The 23841-nt window shown below is 41.9% G+C and carries 23 protein-coding genes; 7 read left to right on the top strand and 16 right to left on the bottom strand.

Going from position 1 to position 23841, the window contains the following annotated elements; genetic code table 11:
- Positions 1-73 precede the first annotated feature (73 nt).
- The 5 genes from FILTAD_RS06800 to FILTAD_RS06780 form a co-directional block, all read right to left on the bottom strand.
- The gene (locus FILTAD_RS06800; protein WP_124069725.1) at positions 74-1333 is read right to left on the bottom strand and encodes an ABC transporter permease; all 1260 of its coding nucleotides are present in this window, start codon (positions 1331-1333) and stop codon (positions 74-76) included.
- On the bottom strand, positions 1326-2225 hold the full coding sequence (locus tag FILTAD_RS06795; RefSeq protein WP_124069724.1) for an ABC transporter ATP-binding protein: 900 nt from the start codon (positions 2223-2225) through the stop codon (positions 1326-1328). Before FILTAD_RS06795 ends, FILTAD_RS06800 begins: the two co-directional genes overlap by 8 nt.
- 67 nt (positions 2226-2292) lie before the next feature.
- Positions 2293-2604, bottom strand: coding sequence for a DUF2178 domain-containing protein (locus FILTAD_RS06790; protein WP_124069723.1), 312 nt, complete (start codon positions 2602-2604; stop codon positions 2293-2295).
- Positions 2605-2606: 2 nt separating this feature from the next.
- On the bottom strand, positions 2607-2804 hold the full coding sequence (locus FILTAD_RS06785) for a helix-turn-helix transcriptional regulator (RefSeq protein ID WP_124069722.1): 198 nt from the start codon (positions 2802-2804) through the stop codon (positions 2607-2609).
- 18 nt (positions 2805-2822) lie between these two features.
- Positions 2823-3212 carry a hypothetical protein gene (locus tag FILTAD_RS06780; RefSeq protein ID WP_124069721.1) on the bottom strand — a complete coding sequence of 130 codons (390 nt, stop codon included), beginning with the start codon at positions 3210-3212 and terminating at the stop codon, positions 2823-2825.
- Positions 3213-3422: 210 nt separating this feature from the next.
- Here FILTAD_RS06780 and FILTAD_RS06775 point away from each other — a divergent pair, with 210 nt between their 5' ends.
- Positions 3423-3608 carry a YhzD family protein gene (locus tag FILTAD_RS06775; protein WP_124069720.1) on the top strand — a complete coding sequence of 62 codons (186 nt, stop codon included), beginning with the start codon at positions 3423-3425 and terminating at the stop codon, positions 3606-3608.
- A gap of 177 nt (positions 3609-3785) precedes the next feature.
- Here the strand turns inward: FILTAD_RS06775 and FILTAD_RS06770 are convergent, their stop codons facing one another.
- From FILTAD_RS06770 to FILTAD_RS06755, 4 genes are all read right to left on the bottom strand, one after another.
- The gene (locus tag FILTAD_RS06770) at positions 3786-4565 is read right to left on the bottom strand and encodes an enoyl-CoA hydratase (RefSeq protein ID WP_124069719.1); all 780 of its coding nucleotides are present in this window, start codon (positions 4563-4565) and stop codon (positions 3786-3788) included.
- 70 nt (positions 4566-4635) lie between these two features.
- Positions 4636-6144, bottom strand: a complete 1509-nt coding sequence (locus tag FILTAD_RS06765) for a coproporphyrinogen III oxidase (RefSeq protein ID WP_124069718.1) — start codon at positions 6142-6144, stop codon at positions 4636-4638.
- 55 nt (positions 6145-6199) lie between these two features.
- On the bottom strand, positions 6200-6547 hold the full coding sequence (locus tag FILTAD_RS06760) for a YlbF/YmcA family competence regulator (protein WP_124069717.1): 348 nt from the start codon (positions 6545-6547) through the stop codon (positions 6200-6202).
- 18 nt (positions 6548-6565) lie between these two features.
- On the bottom strand, positions 6566-7717 hold the full coding sequence (locus tag FILTAD_RS06755) for a DUF445 domain-containing protein (protein ID WP_345788888.1): 1152 nt from the start codon (positions 7715-7717) through the stop codon (positions 6566-6568).
- A gap of 154 nt (positions 7718-7871) precedes the next feature.
- Here FILTAD_RS06755 and FILTAD_RS06750 point away from each other — a divergent pair, with 154 nt between their 5' ends.
- Positions 7872-8654, top strand: coding sequence for an ABC transporter substrate-binding protein (locus FILTAD_RS06750; RefSeq protein ID WP_124069716.1), 783 nt, complete (start codon positions 7872-7874; stop codon positions 8652-8654).
- Positions 8655-8717: 63 nt separating this feature from the next.
- On the opposite strand, the gene FILTAD_RS06745 is transcribed toward FILTAD_RS06750, so the two are convergent.
- On the bottom strand, positions 8718-10919 hold the full coding sequence (locus tag FILTAD_RS06745) for a malate synthase G (RefSeq protein ID WP_124069715.1): 2202 nt from the start codon (positions 10917-10919) through the stop codon (positions 8718-8720).
- A 195-nt stretch (positions 10920-11114) separates the two neighbouring features.
- Positions 11115-11504, bottom strand: coding sequence for a ferritin-like domain-containing protein (locus FILTAD_RS06740; RefSeq protein WP_124069714.1), 390 nt, complete (start codon positions 11502-11504; stop codon positions 11115-11117).
- Between the two features lie 69 nt (positions 11505-11573).
- On the opposite strand from FILTAD_RS06740, the gene FILTAD_RS06735 reads away from it, so the two are divergent.
- Both FILTAD_RS06735 and FILTAD_RS15795 read left to right on the top strand, forming a co-directional pair.
- Positions 11574-11777, top strand: a complete 204-nt coding sequence (locus FILTAD_RS06735) for a YheE family protein (RefSeq protein WP_124069713.1) — start codon at positions 11574-11576, stop codon at positions 11775-11777.
- Positions 11778-11830: 53 nt separating this feature from the next.
- Positions 11831-11989 (top strand): hypothetical protein, encoded by a 159-nt coding sequence (locus FILTAD_RS15795; protein ID WP_160117579.1) that lies wholly within the window; start codon positions 11831-11833, stop codon positions 11987-11989.
- Positions 11990-12028: 39 nt separating this feature from the next.
- Here the strand turns inward: FILTAD_RS15795 and FILTAD_RS06730 are convergent, their stop codons facing one another.
- The 3 genes from FILTAD_RS06730 to FILTAD_RS06720 form a co-directional block, all read right to left on the bottom strand.
- The gene (locus FILTAD_RS06730) at positions 12029-13294 is read right to left on the bottom strand and encodes an MFS transporter (protein ID WP_124069821.1); all 1266 of its coding nucleotides are present in this window, start codon (positions 13292-13294) and stop codon (positions 12029-12031) included.
- Between the two features lie 487 nt (positions 13295-13781).
- Positions 13782-15539, bottom strand: a complete 1758-nt coding sequence (locus tag FILTAD_RS06725; RefSeq protein WP_124069712.1) for an ABC transporter ATP-binding protein — start codon at positions 15537-15539, stop codon at positions 13782-13784.
- Between the two features lies 1 nt (position 15540).
- On the bottom strand, positions 15541-17280 hold the full coding sequence (locus FILTAD_RS06720; RefSeq protein WP_124069711.1) for an ABC transporter ATP-binding protein: 1740 nt from the start codon (positions 17278-17280) through the stop codon (positions 15541-15543).
- 775 nt (positions 17281-18055) lie between these two features.
- On the opposite strand from FILTAD_RS06720, the gene FILTAD_RS06715 reads away from it, so the two are divergent.
- Both FILTAD_RS06715 and rsgA read left to right on the top strand, forming a co-directional pair.
- Positions 18056-19375 carry a hemolysin family protein gene (locus FILTAD_RS06715; RefSeq protein WP_124069710.1) on the top strand — a complete coding sequence of 440 codons (1320 nt, stop codon included), beginning with the start codon at positions 18056-18058 and terminating at the stop codon, positions 19373-19375.
- A gap of 682 nt (positions 19376-20057) precedes the next feature.
- A complete protein-coding gene (gene rsgA, locus FILTAD_RS06710) occupies positions 20058-21140 on the top strand; it encodes a ribosome small subunit-dependent GTPase A (protein ID WP_124069709.1) in 1083 nt (360 codons plus the stop codon).
- Between the two features lie 67 nt (positions 21141-21207).
- Here rsgA and FILTAD_RS06705 read toward each other — a convergent pair whose 3' ends face one another.
- Both FILTAD_RS06705 and FILTAD_RS06700 read right to left on the bottom strand, forming a co-directional pair.
- Complete coding sequence (locus tag FILTAD_RS06705) at positions 21208-21588, bottom strand: CopG family transcriptional regulator (RefSeq protein WP_124069708.1); 381 nt, start codon at positions 21586-21588, stop codon at positions 21208-21210.
- A 154-nt stretch (positions 21589-21742) separates the two neighbouring features.
- Positions 21743-23287 carry a carbon-nitrogen hydrolase family protein gene (locus tag FILTAD_RS06700; protein WP_124069707.1) on the bottom strand — a complete coding sequence of 515 codons (1545 nt, stop codon included), beginning with the start codon at positions 23285-23287 and terminating at the stop codon, positions 21743-21745.
- 128 nt (positions 23288-23415) lie between these two features.
- On the opposite strand from FILTAD_RS06700, the gene FILTAD_RS06695 reads away from it, so the two are divergent.
- Positions 23416-23841 carry a disulfide oxidoreductase gene (locus FILTAD_RS06695; protein WP_124069706.1) on the top strand — a complete coding sequence of 142 codons (426 nt, stop codon included), beginning with the start codon at positions 23416-23418 and terminating at the stop codon, positions 23839-23841.

The raw sequence follows: 23841 nt of genomic DNA, 5'->3' as shown, positions 1-23841 counted from the left end.
AAAACGAATATTTGTTCTAATTTTAACATAAAGAAAAAGACTCTGCGAATTTTTTCAGAGTCTTTCTCTTTTATTATTCTTTCCCTAGCTGAATTGCTTTTTTAATATCTTTCAACGAACGGGATGGTCCATACATAAGGACGCCACCGCGGTAGACTCGTGCACCAAACCATCCGAGAAGGAAAATGGTCACGAGCATAATTGCAATCGACAATAGGGGCTCCCATACTGGCAAATCCAACATGCCGACCCGCAAGAACATAACAAGCGGTGCAAAGAACGGAATGAAGGAAGTAATCTGTAAATAGCCCAATTCCGGATTTCCAAGTCCTGACGCTGCAAGGATGAATGCCACAACGATAAGCATGGTCATCGGCATAATCATTTGTTGTACATCTTCCGTTCGGCTGACGAGTGATCCTAGGAGCGCTGCAAGTGTTGCATAAAGGAAGTAGCCTAACAAAAAGAATACAATCGCATAGAGAAGAGTGACTTTATTGATATCCGAGAAGCTGAAGAAATCCGAGAACCCGCCCGGTATTTCGGTCGCAGCCGTTTTCATGGCAATGAAACCCGCAATCCCGTACAACGCAATTTGCGCGAGACCTAGCGAACCAATTCCTAGTACTTTCGCGAACATATGCTTGACGGGTGACACACTGGAAATAAGGATTTCCATGACGCGGGAAGATTTTTCTGTCGCTACTTCCGTTGCAATCATGCTGGAATAAAGGATAACTGCAAAGTAAATGACGAACATAAGCACATAAACAAGTACGCGTGCCTGGTTTAATTCATTTTCAGATTTTGCAGATGGCGAGATATTGTTTTGTTCAAATTGGATGGGCAAGAATAGCGTCTGAACTTGTTCTCCCGACAATGACAATTCTTCTGCTTTCATTTCCGTTTGAATGGTCTGAAGGGCATCTTGAATTTTCGATGGAAGACTGAAATCCGTCGCACTCATCGTCGTGTAATTTGCTTGAATCGTATTTGAATCATCAAGCGCAAGCGTCAGGAAAGAGTCTATTTTCTCCTCCTCCACTTTTTTCATAAGCTCCTGCTCTGTTTTATCGGATAATTCCACTGTAATGGCCTTTTCATTCACATTGAATTGCTCATTCAGTTTGTCGACAAGTACGCCACTTGTATCGATAACTTGCAACGTCTCTTCCGAATCGCCGCCCGTGACATTTTGAACGACATCGATAATTTTCGATACATTCGCAAAAAGAAAAATGGCAGCAATCATGACCGCTGACGTAATGACGAAAGATTTCGTTTTAGCCTTTGTAACAAATGCCTGTTTGAAAATAATCCAAAACTCACGCATGTTCTTTCCCCACCTTTTCGATGAATATGTCTTGTAACGAAGGTTCCTCGATTGCAAAATGTCGAATCGGGCCTGACTTCAACGCCTCAGCAAGAAGCGCTTCTGCAATATGTTCAGATTCAACTTGGTAAACAGCGCCTTCAATCGCTTTTTGCACAGAAGTCACACCTGAAATTGAATCCAATTGCGACAAATCATTATCCGAATGAATTCGGATATTCTGTTTACCAAACGAACGTTTTACATCACGAAGTGTACCGCTCACAATTTGCTTGCCTTTATGGATAATACTCAACTGCTCACATAGTTCTTCAACGTGATCCATACGGTGACTGGAAAATACAATTGTCGCCCCTTGGTTACGGAAGTCCAGGATCGCATTCTTCAACATTTCCACGTTGACCGGGTCTAGCCCAGAAAACGGTTCATCCAAGATAAGAAGTCGCGGATTGTGGATGAGAGAGGCAATCACCTGGATTTTTTGTTGATTTCCTTTTGATAGTTCTTCAACTTTTTTAGTTGCATAATGACTGATTTCCATCCGTTCTAGCCATTTTTTCAATTCAGATTTAGCATCCGCTTTTTTCATACCGCGCAATTCCCCAAGAAAAACAAGCTGGTCTTCCACTTTCATCTTCGGATACAGTCCACGCTCTTCGGGTAAGTAGCCGATTTCAGGACTTGTTGCATAGGTGATTCGCTTATTATTCCAGGTTATTTTCCCTTCGTTTGCATTCAGAAGACCTAAAATCATTCGAAACGTTGTCGTTTTACCCGCACCATTTGCTCCGAGAAATCCGTACATCGTACCTTCCCCTACTGAAAGTGTTAAATCGTCTACTGCGGTGAAATCCCCAAACCGCTTCGTCACATGTTCAAGTACTAATGTCATTGTTTTACCCCTTTCATCCGTTCCATAGTTAACTATACGAATCTACTTTCCTGAAGTTTCAACAAACTCAATTTTTACTACTGGCAATTGCTGCACCAATTGCATACGACACCATATGCGCCACCCAAATCCCAGTGATAATGAAAAAAGCAAGGTGCGGCCCTTCAATAATTATGACGATTATCCATGAAATAAGTATGGCAGCCGTTGTCACGCCCCACGAGATTGACCGGGCATGTTGATGGATTCTCTTATATCTTTCGTCAAACCATCGTTCTTTCTTCCCTTTTTTCCAATTCACAACCATAACAATCGAAATAATTACAAGGGCAAGCGGAAGCCCAACTAAAAATGTCCAGATATCAAATCCCTCGTACATCCTTATTCCTCCTCCGGTTTGAAAATATCTTCAATACGACAATTAAATAGTTTGGCAATTTTGAACGCCAAGACAAGTGATGGGTTGTATCTTCCTTTTTCAAGGGAGATGATTGTTTGCCTTGAAACTTCCAATCGTTCCGAGAGATCGTCTTGCGTCAATCCCATCGCAGTCCGCATTTCCTTTATCAGGTTATTCATTTCAATAGCTCCTTTCCATCAAATCCTTTTCGAAACGACTACGAATGAACTAAATACGGTCATCATAATTAATGCTGCAAGTATACAAACGGTTTGATAACCGTCCAATTGAATTGCTGTAAATTGAAATAAAATCATAAATATAAATAAGAACCCTATTAAAACAAAGTAACTGTAGAACATCCCTTTTTCCTTAATCACTCTAGAACGTTCATCTTTCTTCACGAATTCGGGCAATAAATTGGCATTACAAAATGCTACTACACTAATGCCAATCATCATCACATCGGGTCCTGTTGGGAAAACCCCTGTAGAAATAGACGCATTCGTAAACAATGCCGCAAATAGGAAAAATACAAATCCGAATACTACAAATGTGGAACGCGATACGTGTTTTCTTGTTTTCATTTTCAACCCTCCGTAAGTAAAGTAACCTTTACGTAAAGGTTACTTTACTATATGTTGAATGTCAAGCAACCTTTACAACAATTATCTAAATATTTTACTTCCTCTTCAAAAATGAGAAATTCATTTCTAACAGTAATTATTATGAACAACTATTCATTTTCAGCGTTTTCATAGTATAATGGGGAAAAGAGAGTAGGAAGGATGAATTCCATGCGAACATATAAACTAACAGCATTCGAGAAAAAAGGTGAAGTCATCATCGACGAGACATTTACAGCACAAAACGATGAAGACGCAAAAGAAAAAGGTACAATAATGCTTGAAGAAAAAAACCTAATCGAAGGCACACACCGCCTCGCATCCCCAACCGGACAACTATTGCTGTTTCATTCATAATTAGAAAAGCGTAGGGCGCCTGCCGCTAGACAGAAAAAATGCAACCAAGAGATCTTGCCACTTGGTTGTATTTTTTTCGTTTTCGATTGCTTCACTGATAAATGATACAGCCTTTGAAGGCAAAAAAGTAAAAAGTGCCCGACACTTGCTCTATTGAGTAAGTGTCGGGCACATCTATTACTTCCCTTTAAATTCCGGTTTGCGTTTTGCAACGAATGCCTGAATACCTTCAAGGTGATCTTCAGTTTTACGCATTTTTACTTGTGCTTCGCTTTCCATTGCCAATACATTTTCAAGCTCTGCCGTTTTTTGCTCATGTAAAATATGCTTTGTTGCAATCATTGAAGCAATTGGGGCCGCGAGTAGCTTCTGTGCATACCCTTGAGCAAATGCCGCTGCTTGTCCATCCGCTACTACTTCATCTATTAACCCTTTTGCAAGTGCTTCTTCACCGTTCATCACTTTACCTGTCCAAATCAGCTTTTTCGCTTGCGGTACGCCGACACGCTCTTTCAAAAAGAAATGTCCCCCACCGTCCGGTACGAGGCCGATACCGATGAAATTCATCGCAAGTTTACTAGTTTCCTCTGCAACTATGTAATCGCAAGCGAGAACAAGACTAAAGCCAAGACCCGCCGCCGCGCCATGAACAACTGCAATCGTAATCTGCGGTAACGCATACAATGCTTTTGCAAGGCGTGAAACGTGGACCATCACTTTTCCAATATCCAACGGGCTATTGGGATCGACCATTTTCTTAATATCACCACCTGCTGAAAATGCACGGCCCGCACCATTAATAACGACAACTTGCACTGTAGTATCTGTCTTTAAAAGTTCAAGGACGTCTGCAAGCTCTTCCATCATAACGTCGTCCATCGCGTTCATTGCTTCAGGCCTATTCAATGTCAAACGCGCAAGACGACCCTCTTTTACCAATTCAACTGTTTTATACAAAAAAGACACCCCTTTTAGAAAAATGAATTACCATTCACTTCTCTTATTCGGCGTCTTTTCTGTAAATCCTCTATTTTGTTAGAGGTGCAGGAAAAATTGTATTCAAATGTGCAAGCTTTTTTTCGATTGATTCATCGTATGTCAATATATAAGCAGCTGGATCTTTTGGATTGTAGAACTGCGTAATTTTCCCCGTTCCAGGGTCGATGAACTTGCTTGATGCCCCACAACCGACGCCAATGATCGTTTGTACTTCTTCCATAATGACAATATTATAGATGCTTTCTTCACCCGGTTTCGAATAACCGACGTTTTCCAGGTTTCCTAAAATGTTCTTTTGACGGTATAAGTAGTACGGTTCATAACCATTTGCCGCATTCCATTCTTCACCTAGCTTCATCATTTGTTCCACTGTCTCACGATCAGCCACTTTGTACTTGTCTTTATTGCGTGTCATTTCGGATGCCCGTTTGAACGATAACGTATGAACCGTCAGCGATTCCGGTTGCATTTTTTCAGTCTCTGCAAGAGAATGCTTGAATTCATCGATACCCTCATTCGGCAAACCGATGATAAGATCCATATTGATGTTTTTCATGCCCATATTACGTGACAACCAAAACTTATCAACGGTTTCTTGGACAGTATGATGACGACCAATCGCTTTCAGTGTTTCATCTGTATACGATTGTGGATTGACACTGATCCGGTCGATTCCCCACTTTTTCAATACGTCAATTTTTGCAGGAGTAATGGTGTCGGGACGCCCGGCTTCCACGGTAACTTCACGAACGTTTTCCATATTGGGGAATGAGGCATACATCGTTTCGTACAATCCATCCATTTCCTTAGCTTCGATACTGGTCGGTGTTCCCCCGCCAAAATAGATTGTGGTAATCGCCATATCACGTTCTGTCAACCATTTCCCCATTTCACGTATTTCTTCATGCAGGCCATCTAGAAAGTTTTCAACACGACCGCTTTTTCTATGGATTGCATAAGCAGGGAATGTGCAATACGCACATTTCGTCGGGCAGAACGGAATGCCGATATAGATACTTACTTCATTTTTTAATTCATACAAATCTGGCACTATCTGTAGTTGAACTTTTGCTATTTTTGCCAGTAAAGCACTCTTTTCACTTGAAAGTCGGTGTCTTTCCATTAAAATTTGTTGGGCCTCTTCAGAACTATGCCCTTCTCTTCGATACTTATGGTAAAGCTTCATCGGTCGGATTCCCGTCAGGATACCCCATGATTGTTGCATACCCGTAGCCTGTTCAAGCACTTCAAGGAGAATATGCGAGTATACCCGCTTTAGTTGACGGGTTTTCACGATGTCATCCCCGTCTTCCTCCATCTCAGAAAATGTTGCGGCATAGTCTAGTCCATCCTGAGTTAGGATTGCTTTTCCCACTAGCAGGCCATCTGCGTTCCGGTTTACGGACAAGTCTACTTGTATTGCGCCCTCTTCAACATCCGGTATAATTTGCGATTGTTCAAAGAAAAGATTTGCAAGATGTGTGAACATCCGAATCCAGTCTTGCTCGAATTTATCATTCAATACGATTTTCTGCATGTTCGGTTACCAACTTTCTTTATCTATCTAAAAAACCGGCCTAGGCCGGTTTTGTTTAGATGGTTTCATATATTTCCTGTACAGGTTTCATAAGAACACGGTTCACTTCATCAATAACGCCGCTCAATTTCATTTCCGCTTCAAGCATTTTCATGATCTTTGGATTTTGTTGGGCAAGTTGTGCAGTTTTTTGTGCGTGCTCAAGTTCTTCGGGAACCATTTCTTCGCCCGCCATTTGTTTTTCTTGAAGCGTCAACTGGATTTTGCGGAAGCCTTTAAATAACTCAAGTGCCTCATTGTCGGCTTTTACTTCTTCTACCGTTTGTAGTACGTCCGTAAATTCTGTTGTTTTCCGGAATGCAGCTTCCAAGTTATTAAGATCATCATAGATATTCACTGTCATTTTAATTTCCCCCTAAGATTAGTTTGTCAAAAAGACGATAAGGCCTTGAACAATTCCAATTAGTCCACCAAGAAAAGCACCTAGAACTGTGATCATTTTGAACTCACGTTTTGAAATTCCCAGAACTAGATCTTCTAAAATAGATACCGGGAATGAATCGACTTGTTCCTTTACCATTTCATCGATTTTCAATTTACGCATAGAAAGTTCCATTTGTAATTCAGCTTGTTTAAACGCAAAACTCGTCAATACCGGTGTTACATTCACCGCTGTCCATTCTGCACCATCAGGCCAGTAATCCTGAATTGTCCTATTCAAACGGCTTTCCAGCGCAAGTTCCTTTTCAGCATATATTTTGACGGAGTTGAACAATCCGTCCCAGTCAAATCCCGAAAGTAATTCTTCCACTGGACGTTGTTGTAACTTAATCCACTCGTTACGGATAATTGTATTAACAAGTTCAAATGTACCAGGGGCCGCGATGAATTTCAATGCCTCCCGCTGTATTTTTCCGACAAGTGATTCAGATTCACCAAAAAACATATTGACCATATTGCCGAGTGTACCTTTTGTCGCCAGGAAATCATCAATCAATTTCTTGAACATGGCTTTTCCTTCTTCTGAAGAAAAGTACTGTTCCGATTTATCCAAAATGTACGATGTAATCGTCGGGATACGCCCTTCAGCCTCTAAAAGCCATTTTTCTGGGACCACTTCACTAACTGTTCCCGCCGTTATTTTCCTACGGATTGCGAAAAGTTGTGCATCTAGGACTTCCATTACTTTCCGTTCCGCTTTTGCGGCACCATCCGACGCACCCGCTGTCGTTAACCATTCATTGACCGTTTTTTCCGAATGAAGAACATGGTCTTCCAGTTTCTGTTGCAGAAAACCCTGTGCCTTTTTTTCCATCTCGGGTGTTAACAACTTTTTTCGGAACGTTTCGGGTGTTAACAAATAATTGGTAACCGTCTTCCCTAGTTGAGTAGCCAATTCATCTCGACGTTTGGGTATTAAACCCGGCGTGAAAGGCACACGCCACTTGCCGATATATTTCGCTTCATGTGGCCTGAATAACATTTTAATCGCCAGGTGATTTGTAAGCCCACCGATTAATGCACCTATAAGGGCCATAAATAACAAAGTCCATAAAAAGTTCAATCGCTTCACTCTTTCCCGTTTCTTCAATTCCAATTATACCAGAACCATGCCTAACGGAAAAACGGTAAGCCTTCATGGTGCACAACTTAATCGGATAGGATGACAGAATTTGATTTCACAATTAACATATATGGTAGACATACATACAAAAGGAGTCGGTAGAATGAAAAGAGAAGTAGTCGATCATCTAGGCAGAACTGTAACGTATGAGTATCCTCCAAAAAGAATTATCTCTCTTTGTCCAGGCATAACGGAAACGCTATTCGTACTCCAATTGGAAAATGAAATCGTCGGGAGAACGAGATTTTGCATTTTCCCAAAAGACAAAGTGAAAAACGTTCCGGCTGTAGCGGGGACAAAAGATATTAAACTTGAGGCTATCCACGAAGTGAAACCTGATCTTATCATCGTGGAAAAAGAAGAGAACACGAAGGAAATCGTGGAAACGCTCGAGCAATACTACCCCGTCTTTGTTGCGGAGGTACAGACCGTCGATGAGGCCTATCGTATGATTCGTGACATGGGTCAGCTGACAGATCGTGAAAAACAGGCTGTCTCTCTTGTAGAATCGATTCAGGACCGTTTTGAATCCTTTCCGTCCGTCAATGGAAAACGGGCGGCTTATGTTATATGGAAGAAACCCTATATGGTTGTCGGGAAAGATACATACATCCAATCTATTTTGGAGAGAATGGGCTTCGTCAATCCGTTTGCACAGTTTGAAGGTCGATATCCCGTCGTAACCGCAGAGGATTTCCAACAAGCGAAACTTGACTATGTACTGCTTGCATCAGAACCCTATCCATATAAAGAAAAACATAAAGCCGAATTCCAGGCGATAATGCCGGATACTCTTCCTATGCTTATAGATGGTGAAATGTTCTGGTACGGCGCAAAAATGGTCGAAGCCGTCGATTATTTCAAAGAACAATTTCATTCGCTTTGATTTTCATCTCACAAAAAAAGAATCTCCCAACCATCAAACTAGTTGGGAGATTCTTTTTGACATTTATGCTTGAAAGCCTGCACCAATAGCAGAACCTAAAGCTGCTTTCGCTTTTGCCTCGATACGGCGCGCATGCAGAATCGGCTCTGTATAGCCGTTTGGCTGATTGACACCTTTGAATACAAGATCACACGCCGCCGCAAACGCAATCGATTCGTCAAAGTTCAAAGTCATTGGTTGGTAGAGAACATCGCCTTCATTTTGTTCATCGACGACTTTCGCCATCCGTTTCATCGTTTCGAGTACTTGTTCTTTTGAACAGACACCGTGGTGTAGCCAGTTTGCGATATGTTGACTTGAAATACGCAAGGTCGCACGGTCTTCCATTAGACCGATGTTATTGATATCCAATACTTTAGAGCACCCAACACCTTGATCAATCCAGCGAACCACATAGCCAAGAATCCCTTGTGCATTATTATCCAGTTCCGCCTGAATTTCTTCAGCTGACCAGTTGGGATTTGAAGCTATTGGAATTTGAAGGATTGCATCTTGGAAGTCTTTTGAGCTTTCAATACCTTGCTGTACATTTTTAACATCCACTGTGTGATAATGCGTCGCATGCAACGTCGCCGCGGTCGGCGAAGGCACCCAAGCTGTATTTGCTCCGGCCTCAGGATGGGCAATCTTCTGTTCCAGCATAGCCGACATGAGGTCTGGCATCGCCCACATTCCTTTACCAATTTGAGCGTGGCCCGGTAATCCACAATCCACGCCAATTGCAACATTCGAAGACTCATAAGCCGCCAGCCAAGGCGTTGCTTTCATTCCGTTTTTACGGATCATCACGCCTGCTTCCATGGATGTATGCATTTCATCTCCCGTCCGATCGAGAAACCCTGTATTGATGAATCCAATTCTTTCTCTTAGCTCATAAATACAAGCCTTCAAGTTTAGAGATGTTCTTCGTTCTTCATCCATCAGACCGATTTTCAATGTATGCCGTTTGAGGTCCAATATATCTTCAATTCGATCAAACAGTCTATTGGCGAACGCAGCCTCTTTCGAACCATGCATTTTCGGTTTCACAATATAGATAGAACCGTAATCCCCGTTTTTGAACTGGACATCCTCTTTCAAATTATGTTTGGCGATTAGACTCGTCAAAACCCCATCCATAATTCCTTCTGGCACTTCTTGCCCATCCTTATCCAAGATTGCATTATTCGTCATCAAATGCCCAACGTTCCTGACAAACAGTAACGAACGGCCCGGTAATGTTACTGTTCCACCGTCAAGTGACGTATAGACTCGGTCCGGATTCAAAGTTCGTGTAACGGTTTTTCCACCTTTTTCAAAGGAAGTGGACAAGTCGCCTTTCATCAAACCCAACCAATTCCTATACAGCTGTACTTTATCTTCTGCGTCTACAACAGCAACTGAATCTTCACAGTCCACAATAGTGGAAAGAGCCGATTCCAAGTAAACATCCTTCACGCCCGCCGTGTCATTTTTTCCGATTGGATGCTCATCGTCAAATTGGATTTCAATATGCATGCCGTTGTTCACAAGTACGATAGCTGTCGGCGCTTCAGGTTTACCAAGATACCCGACTAGCTTCTTACCATCTTTTAATTGTGTTGTGTCGCCACTTGAAAGGGTTGCGTGTAGTATTCCGTCCTTTATGGCATACTTTTCCGCAACAGCATGTGATGCATCTGTTAAAGGAACTGCATGATCGAGAAAGTTTTTGGCGAAAGCGATAACCTTTGCACCACGTACCGGATTATATTCACCGCCCGCTTCTGCACCCCCTTCATCACTTATCGCATCTGTCCCATATAGCGCATCGTACAAACTTCCCCAGCGCGCATTAGCGGCATTCAGGGCATAGCGTGCATTCGTCATCGGCACGACCAGTTGCGGTCCAGCTTGCAACGCGACTTCGCTGTCAACTTGGTCAGTCGATACAGTGAAATCACCCACTTTTTTCTCCAGATAGCCGATTTTCTGTAAAAACGCTTTATAACTTGCAGCATCGTTAGTGTCTTTCTGTTCTGTATGCCATGTATTGATAGCTTGTTGCAGTCGTACACGTTCGGAAAGCAACTCTTTGTTTTCTGGAATGAATTCATGAATTACTGCATCAAAGTTTGACCAAAAGCGCTTTTCATCCATTCCCGTATCCTGTAATACTTCGCCATTCACAAAGTTGTACAGTTCTTCAGCAACTTGAATCGATCCCGTTTTTACATAGTTTTGCATCCCAACACCCCTCGTCATTTTTCATTCGTATTTACTAGTTTTACTGTTTTATAACAGGTACTCCTATTATATGATATACTATAATAGATTTAAAAATCAACTGAATTGTAAAACTACTTTCCCGCAACATAAAAAAAGACCATTCAAGTCACGGACAATACAAGGATTGCCGCAATTGAATGGCCTTCACTTTTTTCACAGGGCATTATACATCGTTGAGAAACGGATAGCATGTTCCATTTCATCATGCATGGCGATGAATAATGGGTTATATGCTTGCTGGAATGGTACAGTCAGCAGCATTTCTTTATATAATTCCACTGCTTCCAATTCATCTACAAGTGCCCGTTTTGCACATTCTTTCAACTCATAACAAGGCAATGGCTTTTTCGGATTTTGTACAAACGTCTCCGTCATCATATAATAGAGTTGTTGAAACATTTCATAGTGGCCCTTTTCATCCTCATAGGCATGTTTGATGAAATCTTGCCAATATGGATCATTCGTCATTCCGTACATCGATTTGTACAAGTGATACGCTTTATATTCATCCTCAATCGCCTGTTTTAATTTATCAACAAACAATTTAGCACCCTTTCGCAACTTTTTACCAGTTTATGCGAACGGGTCGCACCTTATGAAAGGAGAGATTTCATGCTTCAGCATTTCAGCTATAAACCCATGTACGAAAATAAAAAATTACCCGGTTGGACGTTCGCTTTTTTCTTTCAAAACAAACGATACACAGGTGAATATCAGCCGGATGGCGGAATACAGTGGACGGGAGATTCACCGTCTGACGAAGAAAGTGTGAAAAAGATGATTCATGAACTAATGATTTTTCACGTTTACGACTGATTGGGGTCATTTTCGGACATACTACAACTTCATAATCATTTAGGAGGCGTCGTATGTCTAACGAGAAATCACCAGAAGAACTACGAAAAGAAAAGGAACAGTTGAAGGTACAAGACCAGAAAACGGAAAACGTTTTTGAAGATAAGAGCCGAGTGCCCGATGAACAGAACGCCTGGAAAGAAACGCAACCCAAACGCAGTGGCGGAAAATGAACAAAACGCCCTACACGATTGACCGTGTAGGGCGTTTTTCTACCCTTCTGCTAACTTCCTCTTTCCGAAGATGAAGAAATAATAGGTGGATGAAATAACGTAGAGCACCGATGTAATTGAAAATGCAATCGCATATCCCCAATAATCACCATTCGCAATAACAAGCCCCGTAGCAATCGGACCCATGGTCGCCCACCCCACATTGAACACCATCTGATTCATCGAGTTTGCAAGCCCTTTGTATTTGTCAGCAACGATTTCCATTGCAACTGCACTTTGAATCGGATTTCCTGCATTCATCAGCGCCTGCCTCATAAGAAAGCCTAGTGAAGCAAGAAGCAATGATGTCGTGAAAGCGGTAAGCAGTAAAAACGGAATTGACAATAGTTGAAAAAGAATAAGTGCTTTCACTTTACCTACTTTCTTCACCAGAACAGGACCGATTAGCATCGCCACAGCAGTCATTGCGGAACCAAGAGACAATATTAATCCTATATAGGCATTCGATGCATCAAAGCGATTCGCAAAATACAAATTCAAATACGGAACAACGAGACCTGATCCAACCCCAATTAATAAACTTGCCAAAGAGAAATGAAAAATTAGGATAATATTGCGCTTAAAGCTATTTTCAACTAAATCATTTTCTAACGGAATCTTAGGTTCGGCTTTTATTTGTACAGGTTCCGGTTGGGTGTTTTTCAACTTGAATAATGGAAGAAGACCTAGTGTGAAAATAATTGCCCCCATAAGTAACGACCAACGGATTGCTTCAGTAGCAGGTATCGATAAAACAATTTCCAATACATCCGCGACGACACCGCCCAATAGACTGCCGATGACGTTTGCCACAGTCATCAGTGCAAAATGGATGCTGAACATATGGACTCGTTCTGCAGAGGTGGAGTTCTCCGCAAGAAAAGGTACACCCGAAACTTGAACAAACGCCATAAACAAACCCGTTAAAAATGCCGCATAAATAATCGGCGTTTCGACGACTGTTATGCCTCTGTAAAATAACGTCATTGCCGTAAATGCTGCACCGCCGACAATCATCCATTTTCGACCAAGTTTATCACTTAGGAAACCCGCTGGAACGAGCATAATCGCCGACGCCATCGCTGTCATCGAGATAACTTTTCCGTTCACTGTCTCCGGCATTCCAAGCTCTTTTATGTATAAATTGTACATGACCATGAAAACGCCCATTCCAATCTGGATGAGTACATTTGCAAGCATGAATAATTTGACGTTTTTATTGAATGATGAGATTTTCAACTTCCAATCTATAAACCATTTAGGCATTGATCTCCAACTTTCCATGTGCGACTATTTCGTTAATCTAAATATACGGTTTCCACAATAGTTTTACAATGGGGTTTATACGAATTATTTGATGAACTCTAGTATGTGTGTAGAAATAGAGTGTTCCATTGAATTCGCTGCGGCGCTCGGGGATGCCTCCCGCGATAAGCCAGGCACAGAAAAAGTCCAACTCGCACCAATTCCGTTGATTTCCGTTCCGAGCGGACGCTTTCCGCGGGCACGGCTTCAGCCTCCTCGTCACTGCGTTCCTGCGGGGTCTTCAGCTCGTGCTGTTCCCGCAGGAGTCGCCGCTCTCCACTACAATCAACTAGTTCTCACTGTGAAAAGGAACGTTTCCAGCGGCCTCGAAGAGCACCGCCAGTCTTACTTCGGCTACCACTTTTAAGGTGCCTTTAGCTTGTATCACACACCCGGTGCCAGGTTAGTGATCCAATCAGATTTCCAGCCATAAAAAAGGGGAACCCCCTCAATCGATTACCGATTGAGAGGATGTTCCCGCTTGTAACTTATACATTTGTGCGTATTGACCGTCTAAAACAAGTAATTCATCATGCGAACCACTTTCAACTATTTCTCCACGGTCCAGTACCAAAATCCGGTCTGCGTTTTTAATTGTAGAAAGCCTATGGGCGATGATGAATGTCGTCCGTCCTTTTTTCAATACATTCATCGCGTGTTGGATGATTTCTTCAGTCTCTGTATCGATGTTAGACGTTGCTTCATCTAGTATGAGTATCGCAGGGTCGAATGCAAGTGCCCGTGCGAATGAAATGAGTTGGCGTTGGCCGGAAGAGAGTGTACTCCCTTTCTCGACAACTTCCTCGTCTATTCCGTTAGGTAAGTGCTTCAATACCCGGTCCCCACCGACTGCATCAAGTGAGTGCTGCACTTTTTCACGTGTAATACGTGAATCACCTAAGCTGACATTCGATGCGACGGTTCCACTGAACAAGTACGGATCCTGTAGGACAATCCCCATATGATCACGTGCTGTTTGTCTGGACATATCATTGATATTCAAGCCGTCAATTGTGATGTTCCCTTTCGACGTATCATAGAAACGGAACAATAGGTTCATAATTGAACTTTTACCTGATCCCGTATGGCCGACGAGAGCAACCGTCTCCCCTTGTTTTGCTTCAAATGAGATATCTTTCAACACGTATTCCTCATCATTGTAAGCAAACCAGACTTTTTCGAAGCGGACATTTCCATGATACCGTTCGACTTTTTCATCACTTACCTGTTCTCCATCTCTATCTAGCAATTTGAAGACCCGCTCCGCCGCGACAAGGGAGTGTTCAAGATGTGCAAACTGATTAACAACACCTGTAATTGGATTAAATAACCTTGTAATATAATCGACAAATGCATAAAGCATACCGACAGAAAGAATACTTCCCCCGGATAAAGACGCCCCGCCGAAATACCAGATGAAAAAGACGAATGTTAATGACCGAATAATGTCAACCAAGTTGTGTGACGTCGCCGCTTCCACTTTCAATAATTTATTTTGATAGCGGAAATGTTCATCATTCAATTCTCCAAATTCATCATCCATCTGTTTTTCCCGACGGAATGCCTGGATGATTGTCATTCCATTGATGGATTCGTTAATCATCGCATTCATATCACTTACTTTTCCGCGAATGATGTGATTCACTTTTGATGCAAATTTCCTGTACATCTTCATCCAAATATACAAAATCGGCAGAACAAACAGCGTAATCGCACCCATCTTCGGACTTAAGTAAAACATGGCGATAAATATACCAATCATGTACATACCACTAACCGCAAACTGTGACACAACAGTTACATACAAATTACGTATGGCTTCCGTATCATTCGTAATTCGTGCAACGACTTTTCCTGCCGGTAAATTATCAAAATACCGGATTGGCAGCCTTTGAATTTGTTCGTAAAGGTCATTCCGCATCTTTTGAATAATACGGTTTGCGGCTTGTTGTAGTAACAAGTACTGAAAATAGCGCATAATCGCAGTCACAATGGCAAGACCAAAGAAGACAGCTAGTAGTTTTGCAATCGGCACGAAGTCAATTGCACCGCCTGATGCACCTGCAATATGGTCGTCAATAATCTTTTTAGCAATTAATGGCCCCATCAAATCTGCTGCTACTGCAAAACCGAGTAATACCAAACCCGTAATCAAAATCCTTTTATAGACCAATGCATAATGGACTAATCGTTTACCAGTACTCAAATTATTCAACCTCCCCAATCTGCTGGCGGTCGAATTGCTCTTTGTACCAGCCGTTCTGTGCAAGCAACGTTTCATGTGTTCCTTCTTCGATGACTCGGCCATCATCTAGAACTATAATCCAGTTCGCATGTTGGATCGCCGACAAACGATGAGTTGTGATAATTGTCGTTTTCCCAGAACGTTCTGTTTGGATATTTTCAATAATCTTGGACTCTGTTTTCGCATCCACTGCGGAAAGTGAATCATCTAAAATAAGGATTTCCGGGTTTTTAACAAGTGCCCGGGCAATTGAAATCCGTTGTTTCTGACCACCCGATAACGCGACACCTTTTTCCCCTACAAGCGTATCGAGACCTTCCGGAAGCATTTCAAGATCCTTTTCAAAGTATGACAAACGAATCGATTCTGCAATATCCGCTTCCGTTGCATTTGGTCGACCGAACAAGATATTTGCCCTTACCGAACGCGAGAAAAGGACATGGTCTTGTGGCACATAGCCGATCCAGTTTCTAACCTGATCTTTTGTTAACGATTGTAACGACACGCCTGAGAAGGTGATTTCTCCTTCACCAGTAGGGTATTCACGCAGTAATTGTTTGACGAATGTAGTCTTACCACTACCCGTCTTCCCGACAATACCAAGCGTATCCCCTCGGTTTAAATTGAGTTTAACATTGTCCAAGTTCACCGAATGTGATGTTGGATACGTAAAAACAACATCACGGAACCCAATACTTTCGGGCTGTTCGACAATCGCCGGATGTTTAGGGTCCTTCACGTCTTCCTCATAATCCAATGTATCCATTACACGGTCCAGTGAAGCATTTCCCCGTTGCAGGACATTGATAAGTTCCCCGATTGCAAACATCGGCCAAACGATCATCCCTAAATAGACATTGAACGTAACAAGATTCCCAAGTGTCATTTCTCCTTTTGAAACCAGGAATGCCCCATATCCGAGTCCAATCATATAAGTCAGTGCGGTAAGCACTTTTGAAATCGGTGTGAATAACGCATCGATTTTCTCAACGTGCATGTTTTTTTGATACACATCTTCTGTCATATCAGAAAAGACTTGCTCTGTCGCACGTTCTTGTACATATGCACGCACAACTCTTACGCCTGCGACAGCTTCAAGAACATTATCATTCAAGTCACCAAATGCAGCTTGTGCCGTCATATATCTTTCATGTATTAACTTGCCTAACACTTGCATGATATACGCAAGTATCGGGAGCGGTAAGATTGCAAATAAAGTTAACTTCCATGACACAAGAAAACCCATCGTCAAAACTAGTGTCAGCAGGTATGCCGTAGAGTCGACAAGTGTCATAATTCCGAAGCCTGCTGTTTCTGAAATAGCACGTAAATCATTCGTCGACCGTGCCATTAAATCGCCGGTTTTATTCTTTTCGTAAAATGTAGGCGTCATCTTCAAAAAATGCCGCATAAGACCGCCGCGTAATTGTCTTTCGATTACATATGCACCGCCGAACAGCTGGTATTGCCAGATGAAGTTGCATGCGTAGTTGAAAAGCATTACGAGTAACATTCCCCCGATGAAAATGGCCAGTAGCTTACCCGTCAATGTCTGTGTATAAATCGAATCGATTACTTGACCGATAATCCATGGCGGGATGATAACCAGTAGATTCGTTATCATGAGAAGGATAAGTGCAGTTGTATACCTCTTGCGATTTTCTTTAAAAAACCATTTTAATTTAACTAATACTGAAAACATGAATCACTCAACCTTCTTCCTTATTCTTTTATAACTATCCGCTTTCTAGAGATTCCTTTTGTAAAATTTTTCTTTGCTGCTTCATGTTCACCATAACCAGCACTCCTTTTCAATTTGTATTTATCCCGCATTAACGGGCAGTAAGACTCCCAACTTCAAGCCTTCGAGAAAACAAGAAGAATAAGCGGGAGATCAACTGCCCGTAAAAGCCCGAATGGCTTAACTAACAATCAGTGGGGGATGAGAAAAACCCCCACTGATTGAAGTTTCGCTTTATGCAACACGCAAAGCGTGAGAACATCGAATCTTCCTTAATTGGGAACCAAAAAAAGCACACGCCTTTTAACTTAAGCGTGTGCTCAGGTAAAGGAACAGTAACTAGCACCATCCCTAATTTACGGTTTCATAGAAGAATAGATTTGGGCTGGTACGGATTTGTTATACAGTTGTATGAGTCAAACATTGACTTTGCCATTGTCCGTACCTCCCTTACTATTTCGAGTATCTAACTATACCAGATTACCATTTCCGTTTTTAGAATGTCAACACTTTTCTAAAGGAATAGAAAATACTAATTACACGTTATCTTGCGAGATTTAGCCACAAGAATCCCGAAAATAAAATATAAGAGCGATAGGTGTATCTATTTGTCTTTTTCTTGTAAATAAATTATTATAGTATTAACTAGCTATTTTACCATTACAGGAGGTGTACACTTTGTTCTCCCCCTCATTCGGGTTTGGAACAAAGGAATTATTTGGAGATTGCCATACGATTGACAGCATTTGCTGTCTTGATCGCCCTCACCGCATTTTTTGTTGCGAGTGAATTCGCTATAGTGAAAGTAAGGATTACACGCATTGACCAGCTTGTTGCAGAAGGCAACCGTCGTGCTATCAATGCGAGAAAAGTAATCGGTAATTTGGATGAGTACTTATCCGCTTGCCAATTGGGAATTACGATTACAGCTCTGGGCCTCGGTATGCTTGGGGAACCAACTGTCAAATTGATATTGAAACCAATTTTTGCTCACTTTGATTTGACAACAAGTGTTTCCAGCTTCCTTTCATTTATTATCGCATTCACGGTCGTCACATATTTGCATGTTGTCGTCGGTGAATTGGCACCAAAAACAATCGCGATTCAAAAAGCGGAAGAGATTACGTTGTCTTTCTCAAAACCGCTCATTTTTTTCTACCGCCTAATGTACCCGATTATAAAAGGCATGAATGGTTCGGCACGTTTCGTAATCAGGCTATTCGGTTTCAAATCCATTTCAGAGTCTGAGGTTGCACACACGGAGGAAGAACTTCGAATGATTTTATCGGATAGTTTAAAAAGCGGGGAAATTAACCAAGCTGAATACAAGTATGTCAACAAAATATTCGAATTCGATGACCGTATCGCAAAAGAAATCATGGCTCCTAGAACAGAAATGATGACAATAGATAAAGACCTTACCTTACATGAAATTTTTGATATGACCAGTGTTGAGCAATATACACGTTACCCTGTTACAGATGGTGATAAGGATCATGTTATCGGGCTCGTTAACATGAAAAACTTGTTGACGGCATATATTAAAGACTCTACCACAGGAACTCAGCCTGTCATCAACTACATGCAACCAATAATACGTGTCATTGAAACAATTCCGATTGGCGATCTTCTACTCAAAATACAACGGGAACGTATCCATATGGCTGCCCTAATGGATGAGTATGGAGGAACTTCAGGACTTGTAACAATTGAAGATATTTTGGAAGAAATCGTCGGTGATATTCAAGATGAATTCGACCTGGATGAAGTACCGGAAGTGCAAAAAGTCGGTGAAGGTCATTATATTTTAGATGCAAAAATGTTGATAGAAAACGTCAATGTGATTCTTGGTATCGAAATTGATGAAGAAGACATCGATACAATCGGTGGTTGGTTCATGACCCAACGCTTTGAAGCCATTCAAGGTGAAAAGATTATTGAACAAGGTTTTGAATTCATGGTGAAAGACGTGGATGGCCATCACATTTTATACTTGGAAGTATTTAGATACGAAGATAATGAAGAAGATATAGCAGATCTTTCGTTGGATTCCTAAAGCAAAGCGGCTCTCAATAAGAGGGCCGCTTTTTCAATAGAAAGGCGAAAAAGAGGCTTACACCCGGTGCCGGTTTCTGGCATCGGATTAAAAGAAGTCCATTGAACACCGCTCGGCGCTTGGGGATGCCTCCCGCAATAAGCTAGGGCAGAAGTTCACAAGGCCACTGAAAAAGTTCTTTTTTATAGTGAAAACCAGTTGATTGTAGTGGAGAGCGGCGACTCCTGCGGGAACAGCACGAGCTGAAGACCCCGCAGGAACGCAGTGACGAGGAGGCTGAAGCCGTGCCCGCGGAAAGCGTCCGCTCGGAACGGAAATCAACGGGATTTGAAGAGAGTTGGACTTTTTCAGTGCCCTCGATTTTCACTGTCAGTCTTATTGCTTCGGCTACCCCAGTAGGCGCCTTCGCTGGAGATTAAATAGAATTGTTTTTTCAACATAACTAGTTTGAAAAGTCCCTATTGACGAACTTCTTTTGTTTTGCTATTATTAAACCATCTTAGAGAAAGCAGGTGAAGTTTTATGGCTATTTTAAATATGACGATTGTTGATTTGATCGGACCCATACCTTCACTTGTAATGCCTTCCTAAAAGGCATGCTTTTTCTGTTACGCGCGTGAAGCCGTGGTGTCCGATTAGGAGCCACGGCTTTTTTATATGCACATAACAGGAGGAATTTAAATTGACAATACTTAATGACTACGGTTGGAATAAAATACATGAAGAAAATTGGAAAGAGCTGAATGTTGGTCCCAAATTACAAAAGTGTGTGCCAGGGCGTGTCACACTTGAACATAAGAAGATGTTCCGAATTGTAACTGAAGAAGGCGAATGGCTAAGTGTTTGCTCAGGTGCTTTTCAATACGAAGCAACCGAACGGAAAGACTTCCCTGCCGTCGGTGATTGGGTAGCTGTTGAAAAGATGCCCGGCGAGGAACGGGGAATCATTCATGCACTTTTACCAAGGACATCGCTCTTTTCAAGAAAGTCTGCGGGTACAGCGATAACAGAACAAATCATTGCTGTAAATGTTGACATCGTCTTTCTCGTCATGTCGATGAATAAAGACTTCAACGCCAGACGACTTGAACGTTATTTAGTCGCAGCCTATGATTCAGGTGCAAACCCCGTTGTCGTATTGACAAAAAAGGATGTTTGTGAGGAGCCTTTACTGTACATTGAAGAAGCACAGAATATCGCACTTGGTGCAGAAGTTTTTGCGATCAGTAATGTAACCGGCGAAGGGATTGAAGCGTTGACTGTCTTGTTGAAAGACGGAAAAACGGCAGCGCTATTAGGCTCATCAGGTGTCGGAAAGTCATCACTTACAAACGCCATTTGCGGCGGAGAAATGATGACCATACAAGACATACGAGGTGATGATGACAAAGGTCGTCACACAACGACTCACCGTGAATTAGTCAAAATCCCCACTGGTGGCGTACTTATCGACACTCCTGGTATGAGGGAGTTCCAGTTGTGGGAAAACAGCGAGAGCCTCGATTCTGGATTTAAAGACATTGAGGCACTTGCCGGTACATGTAAGTTCAGTGATTGTCAGCATGGTCATGAACCAGGATGTGCAGTACAAGAAGCACTTACTACAGGCACCCTACCCGCAGAGCGTTATGCTAGCTATTTGAAGTTACAAAAAGAATTGGCGTTTTTAGAACGAAAAATGGACTCCGCCGCCAAATCTGCTGAACGGAATAAGTGGAAAAAAGTTACGAAATCCATGCGGAAGCACCCTTCGAAGAAGAAATAATTACCCACTATATAAATGAAAGAGGCAGTCTCAACTGAAGACTGCCTCTTTTTTATATATCTTTCTTCTACAACTTACCAAGCGCTTGTTTCACGGCTGCATTCGCTTTAAAAACACCTTTGACTTGAAGGGATTTGATTGTTTTAACCGCAAGTTCCACATCAATATCTTCATCCAAAATAAGCAATCCAATTATTTTCATCTCTACTTTTTCATTGGACGCAAGAAGTTTCTCCAATTCTTTTCTTGAGTACTTTACTACACCTACAACAAATTCTTTTCTGACAAGCAAACTTTCCAGATCTGCCGCATGTGTGGCCAATTGATTGCGAATGGAAGACCTAATGAAGTCCGTTCGATTGGAATAAAACCCTTGATCTACAAGCAAATCGACTTTCCCAAGGTCAACAACATTCATATTGATCGTTATCTTTTCTGTTTCTGCCATATACACCACTCCCCTCACTGATTAATCTAATTATAACACACAAACCATCCACAGGGATTATTTATGGATACCTTTCGTAATATAAATAAGCTTCCACAAAAAAAGAAAAGCCCATTCACCAATTCAACAACGGTGGATGGACCCTTTTTTCTCGTCAGTCTTTCTTATATTCAATGTGATACACATCATGACGGCGGTCTTTCAACTGCTTGACCGTTCCATCTTGGCGCTGTCTCCGTAAAATTTCTAAATCTACATCTCCAATCAACACCATTTCCAAGTTCGCATTCGTTTCCCCGACAATGCCATCACGCGCAAATTCGAAGTCTGAAGGTGCGAATATCGCCGATTGCGCATATTGAATATCCATATTTTCCGTTTGCGGCAAGTTACCGACCGTTCCCGAAATGACTGTGTAGATTTGATTTTCAATCGCGCGGGCTTGTGCACAATATCTTACACGTAGATATCCTTGGCGGTCTTCCGTACAAAATGGTGTGAAGATGATATTCGCTCCCATGTCAGTTGCAATACGGGCCAATTCTGGAAACTCAATATCATAGCAAATCTGGATTGCGATCTTTCCACAGTCCGTATCAAATACACGGACCGAATCCCCCGCACTGATTCCCCACCATTTTCGCTCATTCGGTGTAATATGAATTTTATATTGTTTTTCAATCGATCCATCTCGGCGGAAAAGATAAGATATATTGTAGATTTCTTCATCCTCTTCTTCAACAAAATGAGATCCACCTATTATATTCACATTATAACGGACAGCGAGATTCATGAACATCTCCATATATTGCGGCGTATACTCCGTCATTTTACGTACAGCACGACTTGGTGAGGGCTCATCCAGGAAAGACATAAGTTGCGTTGTAAATAGTTCCGGAAAGACCACGAAATCTGAATTCGCATCTGACGCAACGTCAACGAAGTATTCACATTGATGTGCCAGTTCATCAAAAGATGTAATTTTACGCATAAAGTATTGAACAACACAGATGCGTACTGGATAACTCGTCTTGAAATGCCGCTTCGTAAGTGGTTTATAATCGACATTGTTCCATTCCATAAGCGTTGCATATTTCTTCGAGGCTTTATCATCCGGTAAGTAATTCGGATTAACCCGCATAAGTGTGAAGTCATTCATAAGTTGAAAGGTCAGCACAGGATCATAGATTTTGTGTCGTGACACCGATTCAACATATTCCCTCGGTGACATTTCAGTTGCATACTTGTGGTAATTCGGAATGCGTCCACCTAATATGATCGATTTTAAATTGAGTTCTCTTGCAAGTTCTTTTCGTGCTTCATATAAGCGTTGTCCAACTTTCATCCGGCGATATTCCGGGTGCACCATCACTTCAATGCCGTACATATTGTAGCCGTCTGCATTGTGGTTTGTAATGTACCCTTCATCCGTTACGTCATCCCATGTATGCCGATCATCGTACTCATCGAAATTAATGATTAGACTTGAGCAAGAACCTATGATTTCCCCGTCCAGTTCAGCAATCAGCTGTCCTTCCGGAAAAATAGCCAAGTGGCTTACCAAATGTTCTTCAAGCCAAGGCTCCATTCCCGGAAAGCAGAGTTCTTGCATCCCTAGAATTTTCTTTATATCATCGCTTACCATCCGGCGAATAATCATACTTATCTCAAATGAGGATACATCGAATTCTTCACTCACGCAAAACACCTCTTCCAAATTCGTTTCTCTTCATTATATAGTACCATGTCTGCGATGAATAATATTTTACTTGCATCATGCCACACCCTATAATCAACTATGTAGTCTTTTAATCAGGAGTTGATAGAATGCACAAACGGCTGGAAAACGTTCTTATTCTAATTTGTACAACCGCATTGATTGCCACTCTCGGTTCATTGTACTTTTCGGATGTACGTGGCTATGAACCCTGTACACTTTGTTGGTACCAACGGATTTTGATGTATCCAATCGTACTTATTTCCGGCGTTGCCCTGTTCCAAAAAAATGCAAGAATTGCGCTGACAACGGCTGTGTTTGCATTAGTTGGCGGATGTATTTCCCTTTATCATTACGGAATTCAGAAACTTTCCTTCCTTAGTGATAGCGCACCCGCTTGCGGGAATGTATCGTGCACAGGTCAGTACATCAACTACTTGGGATTCATCACTATTCCCTTGTTGGCACTTATCGCGTTTGTAATCATCTTTATATCAAGCCTACTTATAATCAAATGGCAAAAGGAGTCGAAGTAA

The sequence above is a fragment of the Filibacter tadaridae genome (assembly GCF_900609045.1).
Taxonomy (GTDB): domain Bacteria; phylum Bacillota; class Bacilli; order Bacillales_A; family Planococcaceae; genus Sporosarcina; species Sporosarcina tadaridae.
Note: the sequence above shows the minus strand (reverse complement) of the source record. Positions and strands in the feature narration are given on the sequence as shown.